Here is a 22,235-nt window from a genome sequence, read left to right as displayed (position 1 = left end):
CTTAAGGCTAGCTCGGGATTATATCCATCTCCTACTTCAATCCATAGGCAATCTAACCGTAAAGGTTGAGCCTTCACCTAATTCGCTTATAACGTCAATCTTCCCACCGCATAGGTTAATGATACGATTGACTAAGGGGAGACCGAGACCGTTGCCTTCTGAGTATCTGGCATGATCTTCTTGATAGAATTTTTCGAAGATATGCTTACTTACTTTGTTTGTCATTCCTATACCGTTGTCAGATATAATTACCGAGATTCCGTTGTCATTAGATATGAGGGCAACGGATATTTCTCCGCCTGTTGGCGTGAATTTAATCGCATTACCAAGCAGGTTCAACCACACTTGCATCATGAGCTCTTCATTTCCGTGATAGGTAAGCTTTGCAAGCTCGATATTTAGAATCAGTTGTTTAGATGACCAGATCGATTCTAGTAGCAATATGGCTTGGCGAATTTGTTCGTCTAGACGATACTCTATTTTTCCAGAAATGACCTCTTGATTCTCAAGCTTGGAGATCTTTAGAATGTTCCCTGATAATGTAGACAATTGACGTGCACTATTTACGATCATCTCTGTATATTCATCATGCTCTTCCTTAGTAATATTCTTATCCTGCAACAGAGTGGCATAACCTTCAATGGCTGCAATGGGCGTTTTGAATTCATGAGATACGTTAACGACGAAATCGTTTCGAAGTGTTTCGATACTGCGAAGTTCTTGAACCATAATGTTAAAGTGATGTGCTACCTCATTAATTTCGTTCACCCGATGAGATTCGTTCAAATCAATGTCAAAGTTTCCGTTGGCGATTTCCTTAGCTGCATTGCTGAAATCAGTAATAGGAGATAAAATTCTTTTGCCGACCATGAATGTTATGATTGTACCGATGACAAGACTGAACAAGACCATGAGTAGAAGAACAGGAATGGGACTTCCGTTATGTTGGGTTATATTTTCATTGCGAATATAAAAGTATGCTACTGGAGCTAGCATGACAGAAGCAGAAAGCATAATAAGAAATACCTTCGATACAAAATACCACCACAGACTATTTCTTTTGCGTTGAATCATGATGATTTCACCACCTTATAACCAAGCCCCCTTACGGTCACGATCTCAAAATCTTCGCATTCCTTAAAGCGTTCCCGCAAGCGATTGATATGCACAACGATCGTGTGTTCATCCGATTCAGAATCCATCCCCCAAATTTCATCCATCAGTTGTTGTTTCGTGAATGTTTTATTAGAATAGGATATGAGTTTATATAGAAGGTAAAATTCTTTCTGCGGTAGAAGAATGCTGCTATCTTGTTGAAAGACCGTTAAAGAATCATAGTCTAACAGGGTATTCCCACATTCGATTTTGCGTTCAGTCATAATTTTGGCGCGGCGGAGTAGGGCACCGACACGTAGAATCATTTCATTAACATCAATCGGTTTCACCATATAATCATCTATCCCAACGAGAAAACCTTGTTGTTTATCAGCAAAGCTCTCCCGTGCCGTTACCATCAAGATGGGGAGATTGAAGTTTGCTTCTCTAAGTGTTCTCGTAAGCTCGTAGCCATCTATACGTGGCATCATAATATCTGAGATAATTAAATCGATATATTCCTTATCCAGAATAGCGAGGGCTGCCTCGCCATCTTCCGCAGATCTTGGATGATAACCGTTTCTGCTAAGAACGGTACAGAATAGTTGACGCAATTTGTGATCATCTTCAACAACTAGAATAGTAAACATACTATGACCTCCAGGGGGAATCTTATATACAATACATATTAGTATACCTCATTCATTTAAATCACAAGAATATAATGATTCCACGTAATTAGGCTCAGTTTAGGTTTAGTTTATAATTGTTTGATATACTTGTTCTATAATCATAGAGACATAGTTATTTGGAAGGGGAGAAGCATCAACATGTTACAGTTAAAAGATATTACGAAGAGTTACAAGACTGGGGATTTCACACAGGTAGCTTTGGATAAGGTGAGCCTCAATTTCAGGAAAAGTGAGTTCGTTGCTATTCTTGGGCAGAGTGGGTCGGGTAAGACAACATTATTGAATTTAATTGGTGGTTTAGATCAATATGATAGTGGAGAACTCACAATTAATGGACAATCGACGAAGAATTTTCAAGATGGTGATTGGGATGCTTATCGTAATAATAGTGTAGGGTTTATATTTCAGAGTTATAATCTGATTTCGCACTTAAGCATCGTGGATAACGTCGAAATGGGTATGACACTTAGTGGTGTGTCCACTTCGGAGAAGAAGAAGAAGGCATTAGAAGTGCTTGAAAAGGTCGGATTGAAAGACCATGTGCATAAGAAACCGAATCAATTGTCTGGAGGGCAAATGCAACGTGTAGCTATTGCTCGTGCTCTAGCGAATAATCCAGATATTATTCTAGCAGATGAACCAACAGGAGCGTTGGATACAGAAACTAGTGAACAAATTATGGAGCTTATCAAGACCATTGCGGCAGATAAACTAGTTATTATGGTGACGCATAATCCTGAATTGGCAGAACAATATGCGGACCGGGTCATTAAGTTCTCCGACGGCAAGTCAATATCTGATACTAACCCGCTGGCGAACCAAAAGATATCATCCAGCTATACGCTCAAGAAAACGAGTATGAGTTTCTTAACGGCATTAAAATTATCAGGTAAAAATATTGCGACGAAGAAGTGGAGAACGGGCTTAACTGCTTTTGCCTCAAGTATTGGTATTATTGGTATTGCATTGATTCTATCTTTATCGAATGGATTTGATAAGCAGATTAGTTCCTATGAAGCAGGGGCTATGTCTAATTTTCCTATTACGATCAACCAGACTGCTATGAGTGTTGATGTATCACAACATGCTGCTATGGGGGGGACAGATCTACCGTCTTATCCGACAGAGAAGAAGTTGATACCGTATGATCCAACTGCGAATTCAATCCTTCATACGAATGTGCTGACAACAGAATATTTAGCCTATCTGGAGAAGATCGACCCTAAACTGATTGATGGGATATCATATACGCGTACGGTTAATATGAATATGTTGAAATCAGATGGAGAAAAGGCTAGCACGGTTAATAAGGGGAATATTAGCTTTTCTTCTTATCCTAGTAAACAGGGGGCTTCCACAGAAAGTTATTTAGAGCAGTACTATGATGTGCTTGAGGGAAGTTTTCCTTCGGAGAAGACGGATCTTGTACTGATCGTGGATGAATATAATCGTCTGACAGAAGCTTCAATTGATGCGTTGGGTCTGGACTATAATGTCGATAGTATTGACTTCGCTGATCTGATTGGTTATGAGTTAAAGCTCATGAAGAACGATGACTATTATCAAAGAAATGGTGAGCAGTTCGCAGTGAAAGGAACAGCTACGAATCTGATTGATATGTATAATAGTGACGATGCAATCACTTTAGATATTGTCGGTGTTATCCGCGGTCAGGAAGAATCCAAGATGTCTACTTTAGCTGCGGGAATTGCATATTCTGATGAACTGGCAACTTACTTTATTGAAGATGCGAAGAGTTCAGAAATTGTAAAGGCACAACAGGAAGCTGACTATAACGTGTTAACAGGACAAATGCTCTCTCAAGACATAGCTGGTAGTGGAATGGCAGGGATGACTCAACCTGGAATGCCAACTATGGATCCTAGCATGGCTGCTGCTATGGCAGCAGTCACCCCAACGACTTCGACGAAGGCTGATATTCTTGCCTCCTTGGGAGCAACGGAGATTCCAACATCAGTCTCTCTGTATCCATTAGACTTTGGATCAAAGGAAAAAGTTAACGCTTATCTGGATGAGTGGAATGCGAATTTGGATACAAAAGACAAAGTGATATACACGGATCTGGCAGCGATTGTCACAAGTATCTCAGGAGGCATTATGGATGGTATTACAATGGTGCTGATTGCATTTGCGGCAATATCCCTCGTGGTCTCCCTAATCATGATTGCTATCATAACTTACATTTCAGTGATGGAAAGAACGAAGGAAATTGGTGTTCTTCGCGCATTGGGAGCAAGGAAGAAGGATATCACGCGTGTGTTTAATGCAGAGACCTTTATCATTGGAGCTTGTTCAGGGATTCTTGGAATTGGTATAACGTATCTGTTGACAATTCCAGTCAATGCAATACTTTATAATCTAACGGATCTCTCTAATGTTGCACAGCTTGATCCTATGCATGCGCTAACGCTTGGTATTATTAGCGTAGTACTTACGATGGTAGGTGGATTCATTCCTGCGAAGATGGCAGCGAAGAAGGATCCAGTAACCGCATTGCGTAGCGAATAGTTCACTGGTAGGTTAGCGATTTGTTGCATCAATAATGGCGATTAGAATTTAAACGTCGCTTAGATCTATAATGAGGAAGAGGTTGATCCAATAGGATCAGCCTCTTTTCTCATTATATACTCTAACGGAAGCAGGAGACCTTATTTGGCCGTATACACCACTTTTGAAATTCTAACGGATCTAGGAGACCTTATTTGATCCTTTTTGCACGATCTGGGCTGTTTATTTACATATAGGGGCGTGTACTTCCGTTAGAATTTTATAAAGGTGTCTTTCCATCGAATAGAGTCTATGATTTCCGTTAGAAATTCGAAGATGCGATATGCTTACTAAGGGATACGATACATCTACTATGGTAACCTAAATGTGCGATACCGCTGGACTCCGCTTGCAACGACCAGTATCTTTTTATGCACTAATTCGAGAGAAATATGTCTTGAGTGGCGATCCGAAAGTTGCAGATGAGTAGAAAGTTCTCGTGGTGTGAAAGGACGCATCAATCTACGGGCAAAGCGTAACGTTTCTGCCTCAGCCCAGTTAAGATCAGAAGGTACTACTGTGGATAGGAACTTTCCGACAAATGCGAGCACTAATTGTTTGCAGACGCCCGGATCTTCTTTAATTGAGGGATAAGCGATGGGTAGGAATATCCAATCGTCAAGTACAAGCAAGGCTTGCTTCATACATAAATCTTTAAAGCGACTGACTTCGATGTCCCTCGCGTGAGATCGATATCCATGAATCTCTATACAGCCCTTTGCATCGTTTGGTCTGTAAGCGAGGTCAAGGTAGCGGCATCCGTTATTAAAGTCACGCACCTCATATTCAGGATACAAATAATCTAGATTCCCTACTGCTGGAAACCAGATTGAACGAAGAAATTCTATCGTTCCATGTCCTAATCCTTTGAGTAGAAGTTCCCGCACTCTGGGGTTCTTCTCTTCGGCAATGTGTTTGTACAGCCATACCTCATAGACATCTTCAAACAAATTCACATCCCCCTAACTTGTAGTCACTATATAAAAAGAAAGCCGCTTTAATACGATAATGCTCATATGAGCTATCGTATTAAAGCGGCTTGTACTTCACGCCGATGAATTATTAAATGTATTCATATAATGGCTTATTCTCGATAGGTTGTCAAGGATTTTCCGTTTTGCGTTAGCTACCATAAGGGGATTTGGAGTGGTTGGATATGTAGGGGATTGGTGTTTGATGCTGTAAGATTATTGCGTAATTTGAAGCCGTACTCACTGATACTCTATTCGCTGTGGGATGCATCGAGATCGGAAGTGTTGCATATAATCGGTTGAACTCCTTTGTGAGAATCAATACCGGAATCCAGAAGGGAATCCATATTTGTGGGATTTAGTGGTACTGAAGTGGTACAGGCAGAAGAAATCATTCAGTTGTTCTTAAACACAGATGTCCATAGGGTAGAAGCTGATGGAGAGATAGATAACCAGGTTATCAGTGAAAGAAGTGAGGTCTAACCCGAAAGAAATTCCATTTGGAGGTATAGCATGATGAAGATAAGCATATCGACTAAGATTATGCTGGTTTATGGGCTCGTATTCTTAGTAATCATCACGCTGACCTTTGGGTTATCGTATATAGGAACAGTAGGTAAGCTAGAGAGTGATCTGAATGATACGAACCTTGCTTTATTGAAACAAGTCGATCAGAAGATTGAGGTGGCCTTTCGTCAGACGGAAAAGGATCTGCTAGCGCTTATGAACGAGCTTGAATTCGTTTACTTTATGCTCGATAGCTATTCGGATGATGGTCAGAAATATAGTAATTTTTTCGGATTAAACACGAAGTTGAGGAATTTTATTGATGCCAATCCTCAGTTCTCGTCCATTTTTGTTTATTCTTCTGTAAGCGGTCACATTCTGACGGACAAAGTGTATATGAAGGATGCCCCCTTGATGGATAACTGGTTGGATGATTATTTGGATATGCCAGTATATTTCAAGTGGCTAACTACCCACCAGGTATGGGAAGATAACGGGAATAAAGATGTGATCACTTTAGTGAGGACTTACCCAACGATCAGTAGCCCGGGATATCGTAAGGGAATTGTTGCCGTCAATATTAATGAAAAGGTATTATACGATATGGTTAAAGTAGTCTACGAGGATAGCAACATGGGTCATATGTTTATTATAGATAACGATGGAAATGTGGTGACTCACGATGATAAAAGTCAAATCTATCGTAACTTGAAGGAACTTCCTTATATTAAAAATGTACTCACTAAAAAAGGAAGCGGGTCATTTACAGAGCAGATTAATGGTGACCGTCAATCGATATTTTACCTTGATTCCAATTATACAGGTTGGAAATTGATCAGCATCCTTCCAGAGTCACAGATATATGAGCCGCTCAAAGTTACGCGGAATCTGCTGATTACTCTGGCGGCGGGTATGATTCTGCTAGCGTTGATCGTGTTGTTTTACGTAAACCGTTGGACATTTAAACCGCTTAATCAATTGGTGGGCAAAATGTCGGGTACATATAAATTCAGCGAGAACTATGAACAAACAGATGCTGGACTTCCTTATCTGGAAAGCGTATTCGACCAATTAATGCTGGACAGAGAACATCTTCAGCGACATGTGCGGGACTCGAAGCCGGTACTGAAGTGGAGAATCATGATGGATATGCTTGTGGGGTATCGAACGGATTATCTGGCTGTGCTTCATCATCTTGAGTTCGTGGGTGTTCATTTATACCCGGATCGATTTCTTGTATGTACGGCGGAGATTAGCAAAGAGGGAATAGACTTAAGGGCTCAGGATGAGACACTTTATACTTATGCATTCTGTAATGTGGCGGAGGAAATGATTAATCTAGAGAACGCTGGGATGGCTATTGACTTAGGAGGGGGGCGTGCAGCAGTCATTTTCAGCTTTGCAGAAGGAGATGCGGAGCAGAATCACTTACGTTCGCTTGCGATTATGGAGCTAATCCTCGATATTATGAAGAAGCAATTCGATCTGATCGTGACTGTTGGCGTGGGTCGAGGCTATAGTGAGATGAGGGAAATTCCTAAATCATACGATGAATCACAGAAGGCGCTTCATTATAAGATGGTGTTCGGCCAGCATTCCGTTATCTCCATTGAAGACCTACAGCCTCTGGACAGCCAAGATTATTATCGATTGATTCGTACATCGGACCGAATTACGGATGCACTGAAGATGACGGATACGGTGAAGCTGAAGAAGTATGTGAAGGAGACATTTCAAGAGGCGATAGATAGCAATTTGCCTCCAGATCTGATCCGTCAGCTTTCTTTTGATATCATTATGAAATCGGTACAGTCCGTTGGTTCCATAGGAATCGACCTGAAGGAATCGATGAGCCAACTGGACAACATCTATGAGCTGATTAACCGCAGTGGAGACTTGAAGGAGATGGAGAGGATTGTCTTCTCGTTTCTAGAAGAGATGGCTGGCAGAATCAAAGCTAAGCGGAGGCAGAGGGGAAGTAATGAGACTATTGAACGTATGCTCATCTATATCGGAGAACATTTTCAGGAAAGTGATCTTTCTTTGGAAAAGCTTGCCCAAGAGTTCCATTTAAGTCCAACTTATATAAGCAAACAGTTTAAAGAATATACCGAAAGTAACTTCATTGATTATTTGATCGGAATCCGGATTACTGCTTCTCAGAAATTTCTAGCAGGGAAGGACATGAAAGTGAACGAGATTGCCGAAGCTGTTGGTTATCTAAACGCACGAAGTTTCCTACGAACATTTAAGAAGTATACAGGGATGACCCCGTTAGAGTACCGAGCCAAGTCACGGACTGATAATGAACAATAATCAAGCATTTAATAACTTTAATATCAAGACATATATTTGAGATCTTCTTCACTTGTGGAAGAATGATCTCTGTATATGTCTTTTTGAGTTGTGTGTCTTACGACTAGAAACCCACGTCCCTGTAGGTATATTCATGTAATATCACAAGAAAATGAACCCTGTTTAAGAATGGTGACTGTACCTATAGCAAGAATAGTCATCGTGTTTAGATCGTGTCTATATCCATAGATTCTATCCCAAGGTACGATCGAATTGCCCAGACGTACTTAGGCCTCCAAACCAAGAAAGGATGAACCCAATGAAGCATAAACGACCCGAACTCGAAACTGTACTGGCCGATTCAGAGTCGACATGGACGAGAACGAAGCCAAGGACTCCCAATGTATTCAACCGATTAAAGAGGGACCGACATTTGTACCTGATGCTGCTACCTGTTATCGGGTTTTATCTTTTATTTAAATACTCTCCGATGGTAGGCGAGATTATAGCGTTCAAAGATTATCGCTTAGGGGATGGGATATTCGGTAGTCAATGGGTTGGATTCAAGCATTTTGAAAGTTTATTCGGGAGTATTGATTTCTGGAGAGTTCTTCGAAATACGCTAGTATTGAACGTGTACAGTCTTGTTTTTGGTTTTCCAGTACCTATCATACTGGCTCTTTTACTAAATGAAGTTCGCAAAGAATGGTATAAGAGGACAGTACAGAACTTACTGTATTTGCCTCATTTTATATCATGGGTTGTCTTGGGTGGTATCTTTATCGCTATCCTTTCGCCAAGTACTGGTGTTGTTAATGCAGTACTTGAGCATGTATTCGGTATTGAACCGATTTACTTTATGGCTAATTCTAGATGGTGGCCAGTAGCGTATACGCTGTCAGGTATATGGCGAGAAGCAGGATGGGGTACGATTCTCTATTTAGCAGCAATGGCTTCGATCGACCCTCAACTATACGAGGCCGCTAAGATCGACGGAGCGAGTAAATTACGCCAAACCTGGCATATTACACTTCCGGGGATTCGTAGTACCGTTGCTATTCTGCTAGTTCTACGCATGGGTAATATGATGGACGTTGGACTAGAGCAAACATTGATCCTACAGAATCAATCTGTACTAGATGTTGCGGATGTTATTAGTACGTATGTATATAGGGTTGGCTTGCAAAATATGAATTATAGCTATACGACTGCATTAGGCTTGTTCCAATCACTGGTCAGCTTGACTCTGGTGGTAGGTGTAAATCGATTAACCCGAATGTTTGGGGAGAGGGGTCTATGGTAAATGATGCTATCTCGAAGAAACAACGTATCCGTCGTGTCTCGGTTGTGGACGACTATAAATTACACCATACTCGGGTGCTTTTCACTAATGGCTTTATACCCGTTATGGTATGTCATTGTATCTTCCTTTAGCAGTAGTAGGGCTATAACGGCGGGTGAAGTGTCTTTATGGCCAGTTGAATTTAACGTAAATGCCTATGTACGACTCTTCGATGACGGTCAGCTTTTTGGCGCCATGGGGAACACGATTGTAGTAACTATTGTAGGTACACTACTAAATATGGTATTAACGACATTAGCTGCCTATCCTCTTTCTAGACGAAGACTTAAGGGACGTAGTCTGCTACTTATGTTTATCATATTCACGATGTTGTTAACTACGGGGATCATCCCCAATTTTATTCTTATTAAATCACTGGGACTTATGGATTCTTATTGGTCATTGTGGCTACCGGCTTTAATTAGTACCTATAACATGTTTGTCATGAAGACATTTATGGAAGGCTTACCCGAGGAAATTGAGGAATCAGCGGCCATCGACGGTGCCGGAGACTGGAGGATTCTAGTCCAGATTATTCTTCCTTTATGTAAGCCGATAATGGCTGCACTCTCATTGTTTTATGCCGTGGGTTGGTGGAACTCCTATTTCAACGTGTTGCTATATATTACGAAGAGTACTCAGCAGACATTAACACTTAAGCTCTATCAAATGATTCTCCAAGTGAATCAAAGTTTATTGAATAATGTCTCCGGGAGCGAAGGGGTGGGACAGGTGATGCTGACACCGGAAGGGATCAAAGCCGCAGCTATCGTGATAGCGGTCACCCCTATTCTGATCGTATACCCGTTCTTGCAGAAGCATTTCGTTAAAGGGGTATTAATCGGATCTGTAAAAGGATGATATCGTCGGACTATATGTCCTTGATATAGGCATAACTATAACTATCTAATAAGGGGATGAAGCAATTGAGAAAAGCAAAGTATTTGTGGAAAACGGTCCTAGTGGCAAGCTTATCACTTATGATGATCCTGGTAGCTTGCAGCAATAAAACTACATCGGAGAATCCATCAGCATCGCCCGTAACAAGTAGCCCAGCTGCTACAACCTCAGAGAATAATTCAGCAGAAACGAAGAAAGAAATAAGTATTTCAGCCTTTGACCGTGGGAGTGTGGCTACGGAGGAAGGTAGCTACGAAAGCAATCGGTGGACGAAATGGATCAATGAAAATTCACCAGCTACGGTTCAGTGGATTCCGGTTGATCGGGGTCAAGCTCAACAAAAGTTAAGTACACTTATCGCGGCAGGTAGCGCACCAGACCTAATATGGGAATATGATCGAAATTATATCGCTCAATTAGCGAATCAGGGGGCTATTCAGCCCATTGATACTTTCATTGAAAAGTACAGTACAACCTTGAAAAAGTATTTAGAGGATAATCCTGAATTGAAGTCTGCTATGACAATCAACGGTAAGATGTATGCGGTTACAAGCAAGAGGAGTATTGAGTCTATTGCTAACAACGGCATGTGGATTCGACAGGATTGGCTGGATAAGCTGCAACTTAAGGCGCCTACAACAGTAGAAGAACTAATTGAGGTGGCTCAGAAATTTAAGGACGAAGACCCCGATGGTAATGGGCAAGACGATACGGTACCCATTGTATTTAACGGTAATGCTGTACAAATTATGCGTGCTTTCTTCTTCACCAATGAGAACCAGTGGTACTTAGAAGATGGCCAGATGAAATATGCCAGAACGTTAGATCGCTTTACTGATTCACTTACCTTTCAGAAGTCATTATTCGACCAAGAACTGATTGATAAAGAGTATATTACCGATAGTAACTTCCAGCGTGCAACTCAACTATGGACGACAGGTAAGGCAGGGATCTATTTTGCTAACTGGAGTATGGATAATGAAATTCGGGATCTAAAGGTGAATGTTCCTGAAGCCAAGCTGGCTCCATTAGAATCTGTGGCGAGCCAATATGGGAAAAATGGTCTGTACCAAGAATTACCTTCCAATGTTCTAGTCGCATTCAACAGCACCATGGATGAGGATAGAATCGAAACAGCCATTAAATTCCTCGATTGGATGCTGGAAGAAGGTTGGATGAGCTTGAAGTTCGGCGAGGAGAATGTACATTACAAATTGGTAGATGGTGAAGTTCCGCAAAGGCTTGATTCAGATCAATTTCGGCAGGAAGTAGCCTATGCTAACGAATATTCAATTCTGAGTCAATGGAATACGAAAGCGGAATGGATTCCGGTCATGGCTGCTCAAGATCCTCTTTCCCAAGAAATCGCTCAGGCTAAATCTCAAGCCTTAGAAGTAGCGCTCAAAAATGAATATCGTAGGGATATCGCGTTTAGTCCGGATTTACCGGAAGTGAGTCAGCTGATTGCGACCTTTGCTCCGATTGCGACACAGATTGAGGTTAAGATCGTAACTGGGGGTAAAACATTAAGTCCCGAAGCGGGTATGGAGCAGGTTCGAAAGGAATGGAAACGTCTTGGTGGAGAAAATGTTGAGAAGCTAGCCCAGGAATGGTATGAAATAAATAAGGAATTCTTGAAATAAGTTAGTAAATAAAGAGTTGTGATCATAGGTGGGAGGACAGATTCTAAGGAGTGATCTTCAACAGAATCTGTCTTTCTGCTAATAAACTTCTTATAAACAAAGGAGTGGTATGCACATGATCAGATCGAAGAAATCGGATGTAATTAAATTTGTCGCTACTTTCCTTCTTTCTTTATTTATATCTCTAATTCTAATGGGATTACCTGAATCCCATACTTATGCCGAAGTAAGTACCCCTGAGTTGACGATAGGAGATTTTGAAAGTGCTGATGAGGCTTGGGACTTCTTGATTGGAAGCGGTGGAGCGCTTGGAAATGGTGAATTTAGTAGGGATTCTACGAACGCTCAGTCTGGGAGTTCCTCAGGAAAACTAGAGCTTAATTTCAGTAGCAATTCGGGATATACAAACAGTTATGTTTCCTTGGAGAAGTACTTGTTTAAACGTGTACTACCTACGGATGCTGTGGAGCTCAGCTTGTGGGTGAAGACAGCGGATATGGCTAAATTCGATCTGATATTGGTCGACAACACGAATCAGAATCATCAACAGACGATCATACTAGATCAGACAACAGAATGGCAGAAGATTACAGTGAGTTCTTTCACATCGGGGGTTAATTATACAAAGTGGGGCGGGAGTAATGATGGAGTATGGCATGGCCCGCTAAAGAAAATGCACTTTAAGCTGACTAAAGCATCGATGAAAGCAGGCAAAACCATGGGCTCCATATGGATTGATAATATTCGAGTTAAGGTCGAGGTTCCCGAGCTAGCCATTGCTCAGGTTCAAGTTGGTAACGTCTTTGCAGGAAGCCAATCAGCCCATTTTGACATTTTGACAACGGGTGATGCTATTCAATGGAGTACCTTCAATGCATGGGGAGAGCCAGTGTCGACCGGAACTGCCCCAGTCACTGGAAGTAAGCTTCGTCTTAACGTACCGGTGACTGAAGATGGATATTATAGATTGAAGGTAGTAGCTTCTTTAGGGGGTACCGTAATTAATACAAAGGAAACGACATTTGCCACGCTTCCTGAGTTTGATCTAGCGGCGGTAACGGAGTCTCCATTCGGTGTACAGACCCATTATGGAATTAGTTGGAACAAGGAAATGATTCCACTTCTTAAATATGCCGGTACCAAGAACGTACGAGACTCCTTCTATTGGTCAGAAGTAGAGGTCAATAAAGGACAATATTCGTTTAACCCCAAGATTACGCTTCCTATGCAATCTTTTAACGAGTTCGGCATCGATCCATTCCTCTCCTTCGCGTTCAGCAATAAGTATTACGATGAAGGTAAAACACCTTATACAGAGGAAGCTCATCTCGCATACGGAAATTATGTGAAAGCCATGCTGGGAAAGTTCGGAAGTCAGATTAATTCAGGTGAAATATGGAATGAGTTCAACCTGCCGTACTTTGGTGGCAATGGTCCTGCAGACTCGAGAGCGAATATTTACTTCAATATGCTGAAGAAGGGTTACGAGGCATCCAAATCGATTCAACCGGAACTAAACGTCGTAGGTGGCGCAACGGCAGGAATTCCAGAAGATTGGTTGGAAGACTTATTCGAGCTTGGTGGGCTGGATTATATGGATTCACTTTCAGTCCACCCTTACCGCTATCCTCAAACACCGGAAGGATTGCTAGAAGAGATTGACGAATTGAACCAACTTGTGCGCGATCACAATAATGGCCAGACCATCCCCCTGTGGTTCTCGGAGATTGGCTGGCCAACCCATTTGAACCCAACGGGTGTAGATGAAACGACTCAGGCTGCCTATTTGATCCGCACTTATGTGCTGAGTATCGCGGCGGGTGTTGAGAAAATATTCTGGTACAACTTGATGGATACTGGGACGGATAAGCTCAACAATGAGCATAATTTCGGAGTCATCCATAATACAGGTGATGCGTTAGGGGCATATACGCCTAAGCCTGCCTACGTTGCTCTAGCTACACTTACTAGACAGCTAACGGGTGCGATTCCTGTGAGTCAGGATATAGAGGATGGTATTTATTGCTACACATTTGATAAAAATAGCGAAACGATTAATGTTTTGTGGTCATTGGATAAAAGAGATATCACTTTGAATACGCAAGAACCCCTTCTAGTGACAGATATGATGGGGCGGAAGATCACATATACACCATTTCAAGGGAAAGTGTATTTGACATTGACGGGTGAGCCTCTGTTTATTCATGGGGACATGGACAGCTTTGTTCAAGATAGCCCATTTTCTCTACAAAGTGCTTCCGTTTATACTAACGATCCCGTAACACTCGTGCTCCAGGTCAGTGATCTTGCACAGCAAGAGGAGCTTATCGCAAGGGTAAGCTTCGAAGGCATTACACAGGAAATTTCCGTGAACGCACCCGGAGATTACTCTGTTGAGTTTCCGGGAATTGATAAGATTGGATACAAGAAGGCGACGGCTACCTTACTTACCACCGGGACGATGTTTGCAGGGTTATCTGAAACAGTTGAGATCCAACAGGCCGAGCAAGTATCGTCAAAGCATGTAATTAAGAATGGTGCTGACGTGATGGAAGTAGCGATCGTGAATGAAAGGTCTACAGAACGCCGATTGACGCAGATTGATTGGAGCATTGGGTCATCTACGGGTTCGGAAGCCTATGACGTAATTATTCCCGGAAATACCTTGCAGACGGTCGACTTCCCGCTATTAGGATTGGCGGAAGGGACACTACAAGCCTATCAATTTAAGTTATTTATGGACGATGGGGCGGTGTTGCTAATCGAAGGGAACGTTAAACTTGTTCCATCCGAATCAAGAGTTCCACTGATATTTCGAACGGTCAATTCCTTGGAGGATCTGCAAGATTTAGTGGGTATTGATCTTATAGCAGATGTGAATTCAAGAATCGGTTCCCATAAGGGTCCAGAGGATTTCAGCGGGAGTCTCTGGTCCACTTATGATAGTGAGCATCTGTACATGGTTGCACGCGTTCATGACGATGTGTTCTCACAGTCGAAGCAGGGCGATGAAATCTGGGCAGGGGATAGTATCCAGTTTGCCGTGTCTGCAGGAATGCCGGGAGAGAATTTACAATGGTATGAATATGGTATGGCCTTAACATCGCAAGGGCCGGAGCTCTATCGGTGGATGGCGCCACAAGGGGTTGAGGCGGGTACCATAGCAAATCCTGATTTACAAATAACTAGAGATGAGGAGAAGAAAGATACAATCTACCAGTTGGCTCTCCCATGGGGTGAACTGGCGCCGATCGTTCCAAGTGACGGTATTCTTAGTCTGTCTATCGTCGTCAACGAGAACGACAGTAATGTTCGTAAAGGCTATGTGGAGTGGGGTAGTGGTATTGGTTCAAGCAAGCAGGCCTCTTTGTTCAAGCCGATTCTATTACAGAAGGCGGATTTAACGAGTCCCATGATTACGATATCTGGAGTTGAAAGTGGAGAGAACTATACCGATCAAGTGACTCCTATAATAAGTGTAAAGGATACGGGAAATGGACTGAAGGAAAGTAAAGCATGGCTCGATGGAATGGAATGGACGATAAATACCCCCATAACGGGGCATGGAATTCATACGCTGATCGTGACGGCAGAGGATTATGCAGGGAACATGGCAACGGAGACTGTCCAATTCACAATTTATTACAGGACAACGCTCCAAGTAGCCGATACGGAAGCATCAATTGAAGGTGAAGCAATACTACAGGCTGCGCTTACGAATCGTGATGGGGACTCTATTGAAGGGCAATCTATTACTTTCCATGTAAACGACCTTTCAGTGGGGGAAGCCACCACGGATGTAACGGGTAAGGCAAATTTCATGTATGTAATTCCGATCAATACGGACAGCGGTATTAAAGAAGTTAGAGCCATATATACTCAGAACGACGACGTATTCCTACGCGGGAGCGAAGACATCGGGAAGCTTACTTTATACGAGTCTGCATTTACTGTACCAGGTAAACCTATCTTATCCAACAATATTCATGATAACGGGATCCTTGGCGGGGATTATACCATTACGATGGATATGTGGTGGGGTGAGAACGGAAGGATGTATAAGCTCTATGAGAACGGTGTGTTGATCCATTCGCAACCGATGGAGAATGCCACGCCTCTTGCTCAGAAGACTGCTGTTCAAGTCGTAGGCAAGTCTAATGGATCTTATGAATACACCTGCGAGTTGATTAATGATAAAGGCACGACCGAATGTGAACCGATGATTGTGGACGTGACGAATATGGAACCAGGTAAGCCTATACTCTCTAATGATAATTGGGATCAAGACGGAGCGTATAAGATAACTATGAATATGTGGTGGGGGACTAACGCCACGGATTATCATCTTTACGAGAACGGACAGCTAATCGATACAAAGCAGTTGACTGCGGCCACTCCTAATGCTCAATCTGTTATCACTGAAATTACTAAGCGAACTTCGGGTGCATATGAATATCGCGCAGAGCTGGTGAATGCTTCGGGTATAAAGGAAAGTGAAGTCATGATCGTAACGGTAATTTAAAGCTTTGATAATGAGAGAGATGCAGTGGAGCATGTTATTGCATCTCTCCTCATTCACAATCAAGAAGCCGGGAACAGAAAGTGAGGATTCAAACATGAGCCGATATTCACAATCGTTGGATGACAAAGAACTTTTATTGAGAAAAATAGTTTCCCAGGAAACTGACTTTGACCCACATGTTAACATGCTGCTGAGGCCATTCCACACGCCTGGGTATCATACGACATTAACTACCGAGTTGTATCCTGTAGTACATCCTACACATCCATCGTTGCTATATGCCGTAGGCTTATTAAATACAGAGGTTCCCGAGTATGTACAGAGGGCTTGTGATGTCATAAAATGCGTACTTACTTTACAAGATCGAGACCCAGAACGAGATACCTTCGGCATATGGCCGTGGTTCTATGAGGAACCGCTTAAACAGATGGATCCACCGGACTGGAACTGGGCCGACTTCTGTGGTAAAGAGCTTGTACTTGCAGTATTGATTCACGGTCATCGACTTCCCGAAGAGCTGAGAGATCAGATTTCACAAGGGATAACCTGTGCGTGTGATGCGATCATCATAAGGGATGTGGGACCTCATTATACGAATATTTGTATTATGGGGGCTTTCGTGACTTTGATTGCTGGAGAACTCTATGGACGTCAGGATTATATAGATTATTCGCTACAAAGACTGGAAAAGTTAAAACATTATACGGAGGCCTTAGGGACCTTCCAAGAATTCAACAGTCCTCATTATTCCGTCATTGCTATCGTAGAGTTATCCAAAATTCATACCCATTCGGTTAATCAAAGGGCTAAGGAAATCGTCTCTGGGCTACTAGACATGGTTTGGCGGATGGTGGCAGAGCATTATCATCCTATTTCCCAGCAGTGGGCAGGTCCACATAGTCGCAGTTATAGTACACTTCTGACCAACAAGATTAAATCCTTTCTACAGATGGCTACTGATAACAAGCTGTCATTCTTCTCTGATGATGAGCTCGAATATGACGCCGAATGGTTCGGCACTGGCAGCCGATGCCCTGATACTTATATAGATTTGTTCATGACTGAGGTAGATACCAAGGTACTTGAACAGGCCTATTATCGAAATAAGGATACTGGTTTCGTGAAATGGGCAGAAACACACATGACATCGCGGTATACAATAGGGATGTTCAGAGATGAAATTATGTGGAACCAAACACGGGGATTGGTCGCTTATTTCGAGAATAACGGGTCATCTACTTATTTACAGATGCGCTGCTTGCATGATGGATATGACTATTGCTCGGGGGTACTCAGTGTTACGGCGGAACATGGACATCTTCTTCTCGGTGTACGGTTCCTCACCAATGGTGGGGATACCCACCCGATGTTGGATCGAATTCAGGGTAGTATAGAGGTATCGGATTTCCGGCTTCGTATGGAATTTGGAGGATTACTTGATGATGTGAGTATTGAAACGGAAGGAACGAAGGCACAAGTAGTCATTAACGGATTGCCTTTGCGGTTCGACAGCATCTATGCAGCTTTTGAAGAGGGAATGGCTGCAGACAGCGCAGAGAAAGAGCAGCAGGGATGGAGCTGGGAAGTGAGTAAGCAAGGACAAGGAGAAAGTGTTGGTTTAGATTTAGTTATCTATGCGGGTCAACGAAAAGTAATAGATTTTTATACGCTCAAAAAATCCGCATTTCTATTCTCGTTAGCTATAGGCGAGGTGGTTGAGAGATTGCCACTGATTACGGTCGTAGAAGAAGCCGGTCATGTGATAGCAAAGGTTACAACTTGCAATCAGAATAGTTCACCGTATGAGTTATCTATTCCTTTACAACCGAATGATCATCATCCCGTATGATGAATAGTTAGGTTATGTTACAAAGAGAGTCTCAATGGTGTAAGCATTGAGACTCTTTATACGATATAGAGTTTGAAGTGTAGTTACTTAACATACAACTCAGAGAGTAGCATTAGAACAAGCCCTTGCCCATAAAGCGTAGGATGACAAGGAATTTCATTATAGGCTTCAATGGAAGGCATAACTGGCGTACCACCAGAAACGCTAGTTACCTCTCCACTTGGAAGTATCTTAATCATAATGGCATCCAAAGCTCTAAAGGCCGAATCTTGGCAAGAGTTGTCTAATAAGCCTTGACGAACTGCTTTTAGGATTCCGCAGGCAATGCCGGCACTTCCCGAGACTTCCGGATAGAAATCGGATCGATCCATGACGGTAGTCCACAGTCCATCAGACTGCTGAAAGTGAATTAGTCCATGCATCATAGCGCGATAACGTTCTATAGCTTGCTCTGATAAAGAGGCTAATCCTTTCAACTCCTGCACAATCATAGGCGTTCCAACGGCGATCCAGGCATTAGCGCGAGTCCAACGAGCAGCGGACATATGATCCTGTGCGATGCAATTCCAACCATGGAACAATACGCCGGTTTCTTTGTCTTCAAGCAGACTCAAATGAAGTTCCAACTGTTTAATGGCTTCCCTAGCATAGATGGCTTCGCCGGTTAGGTGAGCAAGACGTGCTAAGAATAACACCGCCATAAAGATAGTGTCGGCCCACACCTGTTCTGGAAAGCTAACATTTTCAGTGACCGTATGTTCGAATGCTCCTTCTCGGGTACGGGGTGCTTCAGTAAGCATCCAACGTCCGATGTATTCGGCTTGCTCGAGAAATATAGGATCCTGTGTGTGTACGTAGAGGGCGGGGAAGATAGTAAAAGGAGCCATGGAATTAATGACTTTCACATGTTCCGATTGTTGCATGTTTCTGCGTGCCCACATGACGAGGCCATCCAATACCTCCCTTTTTTGTGTACTTTCATAATAGGCCAGCATGGATATGACACCGACGCCGGGAACCCAGTCCCAATGATGGATATCCATCCCCCAATTACCCAGATGATCCAATAACATAAATTGGTAAACCTGGTCTGCAGTTTGATTTAAAATATTGCTTGAAATCGTATTTGGCATTCGATTCATTCCTCCATGGATGTGTAAAGGTATACATTCAATATACATTGTAGAATGAAGTGAATCTTGGTCTATCGTCTTATCGGTTTGGGATATTGTCTTTCATATTAGAAATAAGTGGAAAGGGGAACAAACAGTGGAGAGTGAGGAGCTTATTAAAAAGTACGATATGCAGGATGAGTCTCATATGCCAGAATCCGTAGTGGATGAATTCACGAATGCGATACTATCGGATTTCCCAGTTCACTGCTCGTATCGGACAACGAGCTTAGAACAGCCACATTTTCACTCCCATAATGGATTTGAGCTTTATTTATGTGTACAGGGAAATGGTAATTTCATTGCCAGTGAACAGATACATACTCTGGGAATGGGAACGTTCACCGTTGTCAGTCCAATGGCGTTGCATCTTTCGAGGCCAGATAGGAGTGTGCCCTTTCATCGCTATGTTCTTGCGGTCCAAAGAAGTTATTTGGAAAATTTATATGTAGAAGATAGGGCTTCTTCTATTACAATTAGACAATGGCTTCCAGAACCAGATAATGATTCGATTCATTTTCAATTAAATGGCCGACAGTTATTGAATTTACAGGATACGCTGGCCCAACTAGAAAGGGAAATTAATAAGAAACAGCCTTGCTATCCTTTGATTGTCAAAAGCCTCATCCTACAATTATTTGCCCAACTAGGACGTTATCAATTTGAAACGGGTGAAGATCAAGGAGGGAGCTGTGAACAGAAAAGGCTGGTCGAGAACATTCTCTGTTATATGATGGAGCATCACCACGAGCCAATTAGCGCAGAAACGTTATGTGTACAGTTCCATTTGTCGCGTTCCTACTTATTCAGGATATTTAAGCAGAATACAGGAGCCTCTATTAATGAATCCTTGATCACTATTCGAATGAATAAGGCAAAGGACTTCTTACAAGGAACTGAACTGCCGATCACGGAAGTCGCAGCGACTGTTGGTTTTCAAGATCTTTCTCACTTTTGCCATACTTTTAAACGTTTATCTGGGATGACTCCTAGCCGCTATCGATCCGCACATTCCGTTTAGATAGGATACGGTTGGTTCGGTATATTCCTATTCATGGCGGTCTTCTATTCAACTGCCATGGTATAATGATTCGATTAACTTACTTTTGATCTTATGCCAATCTGAAGGAGTGAATACAATGGGATACGTATTACGGATATTGCTATTATATTGTGGTTTGTTACCATTCACCTTTTCCATACTGACGTTAGCTTTGATGAACACAAATTTGAGCTTGGTGAACATTACAATGGTGTTAATGCCCATAAGTGGAATAGCATCGGGTATATTTGCGGCTATGGACAGACATCTTCCTGGTAGTTTTGGTAAAAGATATTTACCCGTTGTATATCCACTAGGTTACACTGTTGTGGTCTGGGCTGTAGGGATGTTAATCAGTGATGGTTTTTATGGAGACCCTATATGGGGTGCTTACGCCTTGTTGCATATACCGTTTCTCCCTATTAGCTTTATGGCTTCATTCGGAGGGACGGGAATCTTATATTTATTAGCCCCTTTATTTTTTCACTCGACTTTTGTATTAGGATATTTCTTGAAAGAGAGAACGCGGCTGCCAAGGGTTGAAATACATAGTAAACAGTTGATTTCCGTAGCTATCGTTATTTTAATAGCAGGTGGAATCGGAGGCTCAGTGCAGTGGCAGCGTAGCCAAACCGTACTGCTTTCTTATGGATTTGAGCATGGAGGAGGCTACTCAAGTACTGATTTGTGGCCATATGACGTTTCAAATCCTAGTAATCGATTGCCACGGCTGGCAGAAGAAGCGCAATTTAGAATTGAAGATTCCAAAGGTATGCTTATTTTAGATGGAGCGGAAGCGGCTTTTCCTGTCTACTCTGCTTTTGCTCAGGCCACATACGACCAGACGGATTTAGGGGATTCTAAGGGGGCATTCGTCAGCTTCACAAACACTATTTATGCTTATGAACGGTTATTGAGAGGAGAAGTTGACATTTACTTTGGGGCAGAACCGTCTGCGCATCAGCTGAAAATGGCAAAAGAGAGTGGGCATGAACTAGTCATGACACCCATCGGTAAGGAAGCATTCGTATTCTTTGTGAACGAAAATAATGCGATCAAAGGGTTGACGGTGTCAGAGATTACAGACATATACTCCGGTAAGACTCAGAACTGGAAAGAAGTTGGTGGGAAGAACAAGAAGATCGTTGCATTCCAACGTCCCGAAAATTCGGGAAGCCAGACCCTTTTGGAAAAGATTATGGGAGACACACCTATAATTAAACCTTTAAAAGAAGAGGTACCACGCGGTATGGGCGGAATTCTAGAGCAAGTAGCTGATTATCGGAATTATGAAAATTCAATTGGGTTTTCATTTCGTTTTTTTGCAACAGGTATGAATCAAAGCACGGGTATTAAACTTCTTGCTATCAACGGGGTGGAACCCAATGAAGATAATATTTCAAATGGCACTTATCCATTTTCCGCTCATTTGTATGCTATTACATTGAGGAAGGATAATCCTAAGCCAATGATTGCTCCATTTCTAGAGTGGATGCAAGGACCTCAAGGCCAACAGTTGGTAGAGGAAGTGGGCTATGTGAGATTAACAACTCCTTGATTGCTAAGGAAGTAGCTCACATGTGCCATTTCTTTGTTTGAGGATGTTTGTAATCATGTATATGACACATGTAGAGTGC

The 22,235-nt window shown here is 42.3% G+C and carries 14 protein-coding genes; 10 read left to right on the top strand and 4 right to left on the bottom strand.

Annotated features, from left to right (window positions below; all coding sequences use genetic code 11):
- Positions 1-36: 36 nt before the first annotated feature.
- Both AC1TO9_RS05650 and AC1TO9_RS05645 read right to left on the bottom strand, forming a co-directional pair.
- A complete protein-coding gene (locus AC1TO9_RS05650; RefSeq protein WP_482053833.1) occupies positions 37-1,074 on the bottom strand; it encodes a HAMP domain-containing sensor histidine kinase in 1,038 nt (345 codons plus the stop codon).
- Positions 1,071-1,745 carry a response regulator transcription factor gene (locus AC1TO9_RS05645; RefSeq protein ID WP_482053832.1) on the bottom strand — a complete coding sequence of 225 codons (675 nt, stop codon included), beginning with the start codon at positions 1,743-1,745 and terminating at the stop codon, positions 1,071-1,073. The genes AC1TO9_RS05650 and AC1TO9_RS05645 overlap by 4 nt, the downstream gene beginning before the upstream one ends.
- A 180-nt stretch (positions 1,746-1,925) precedes the next feature.
- Between AC1TO9_RS05645 and AC1TO9_RS05640 the strand changes: the two genes are divergently transcribed.
- Positions 1,926-4,316, top strand: a complete 2,391-nt coding sequence (locus AC1TO9_RS05640) for an ABC transporter ATP-binding protein/permease (protein ID WP_482053831.1) — start codon at positions 1,926-1,928, stop codon at positions 4,314-4,316.
- Positions 4,317-4,666: 350 nt separating this feature from the next.
- Here AC1TO9_RS05640 and AC1TO9_RS05635 read toward each other — a convergent pair whose 3' ends face one another.
- Entirely contained in the window at positions 4,667-5,311 is a 645-nt protein-coding gene (locus AC1TO9_RS05635) for a transcriptional regulator (RefSeq protein WP_482053830.1), read from the bottom strand.
- Between the two features lie 366 nt (positions 5,312-5,677).
- Here AC1TO9_RS05635 and AC1TO9_RS05630 point away from each other — a divergent pair, with 366 nt between their 5' ends.
- The 7 genes from AC1TO9_RS05630 (at position 5,678) to AC1TO9_RS05600 (ending at position 18,384) form a co-directional block, all read left to right on the top strand.
- Positions 5,678-5,809, top strand: a complete 132-nt coding sequence (locus tag AC1TO9_RS05630) for a hypothetical protein (RefSeq protein ID WP_482058842.1) — start codon at positions 5,678-5,680, stop codon at positions 5,807-5,809.
- Between the two features lie 30 nt (positions 5,810-5,839).
- Positions 5,840-8,149: a helix-turn-helix domain-containing protein gene (locus tag AC1TO9_RS05625; RefSeq protein ID WP_482058618.1), complete on the top strand. Its 2,310-nt coding sequence runs from the start codon at positions 5,840-5,842 to the stop codon at positions 8,147-8,149.
- A gap of 298 nt (positions 8,150-8,447) precedes the next feature.
- Positions 8,448-9,431, top strand: coding sequence for an ABC transporter permease (locus AC1TO9_RS05620; RefSeq protein WP_482053828.1), 984 nt, complete (start codon positions 8,448-8,450; stop codon positions 9,429-9,431).
- A gap of 87 nt (positions 9,432-9,518) precedes the next feature.
- The gene (locus AC1TO9_RS05615; RefSeq protein ID WP_482053827.1) at positions 9,519-10,331 is read left to right on the top strand and encodes a carbohydrate ABC transporter permease; all 813 of its coding nucleotides are present in this window, start codon (positions 9,519-9,521) and stop codon (positions 10,329-10,331) included.
- 65 nt (positions 10,332-10,396) lie between these two features.
- Positions 10,397-12,013, top strand: coding sequence for an extracellular solute-binding protein (locus AC1TO9_RS05610; RefSeq protein ID WP_482053826.1), 1,617 nt, complete (start codon positions 10,397-10,399; stop codon positions 12,011-12,013).
- Between the two features lie 115 nt (positions 12,014-12,128).
- Positions 12,129-16,535 (top strand): hypothetical protein, encoded by a 4,407-nt coding sequence (locus AC1TO9_RS05605; protein WP_482058617.1) that lies wholly within the window; start codon positions 12,129-12,131, stop codon positions 16,533-16,535.
- Positions 16,536-16,545: 10 nt separating this feature from the next.
- Positions 16,546-18,384, top strand: a complete 1,839-nt coding sequence (locus AC1TO9_RS05600) for a hypothetical protein (RefSeq protein WP_482058616.1) — start codon at positions 16,546-16,548, stop codon at positions 18,382-18,384.
- An 83-nt stretch (positions 18,385-18,467) separates the two neighbouring features.
- Here AC1TO9_RS05600 and AC1TO9_RS05595 read toward each other — a convergent pair whose 3' ends face one another.
- On the bottom strand, positions 18,468-19,517 hold the full coding sequence (locus tag AC1TO9_RS05595) for a glycoside hydrolase family 88/105 protein (protein WP_482053823.1): 1,050 nt from the start codon (positions 19,515-19,517) through the stop codon (positions 18,468-18,470).
- Positions 19,518-19,653: 136 nt separating this feature from the next.
- Between AC1TO9_RS05595 and AC1TO9_RS05590 the strand changes: the two genes are divergently transcribed.
- A complete protein-coding gene (locus AC1TO9_RS05590) occupies positions 19,654-20,577 on the top strand; it encodes an AraC family transcriptional regulator (RefSeq protein WP_482058615.1) in 924 nt (307 codons plus the stop codon).
- Positions 20,578-20,695: 118 nt separating this feature from the next.
- Complete coding sequence (locus tag AC1TO9_RS05585; protein ID WP_482053821.1) at positions 20,696-22,156, top strand: PstS family phosphate ABC transporter substrate-binding protein; 1,461 nt, start codon at positions 20,696-20,698, stop codon at positions 22,154-22,156.
- Positions 22,157-22,235 lie beyond the last annotated feature (79 nt).

Source organism: Paenibacillus sp. Y916, assembly GCF_056786435.1.
Note: the sequence above shows the minus strand (reverse complement) of the source record. Positions and strands in the feature narration are given on the sequence as shown.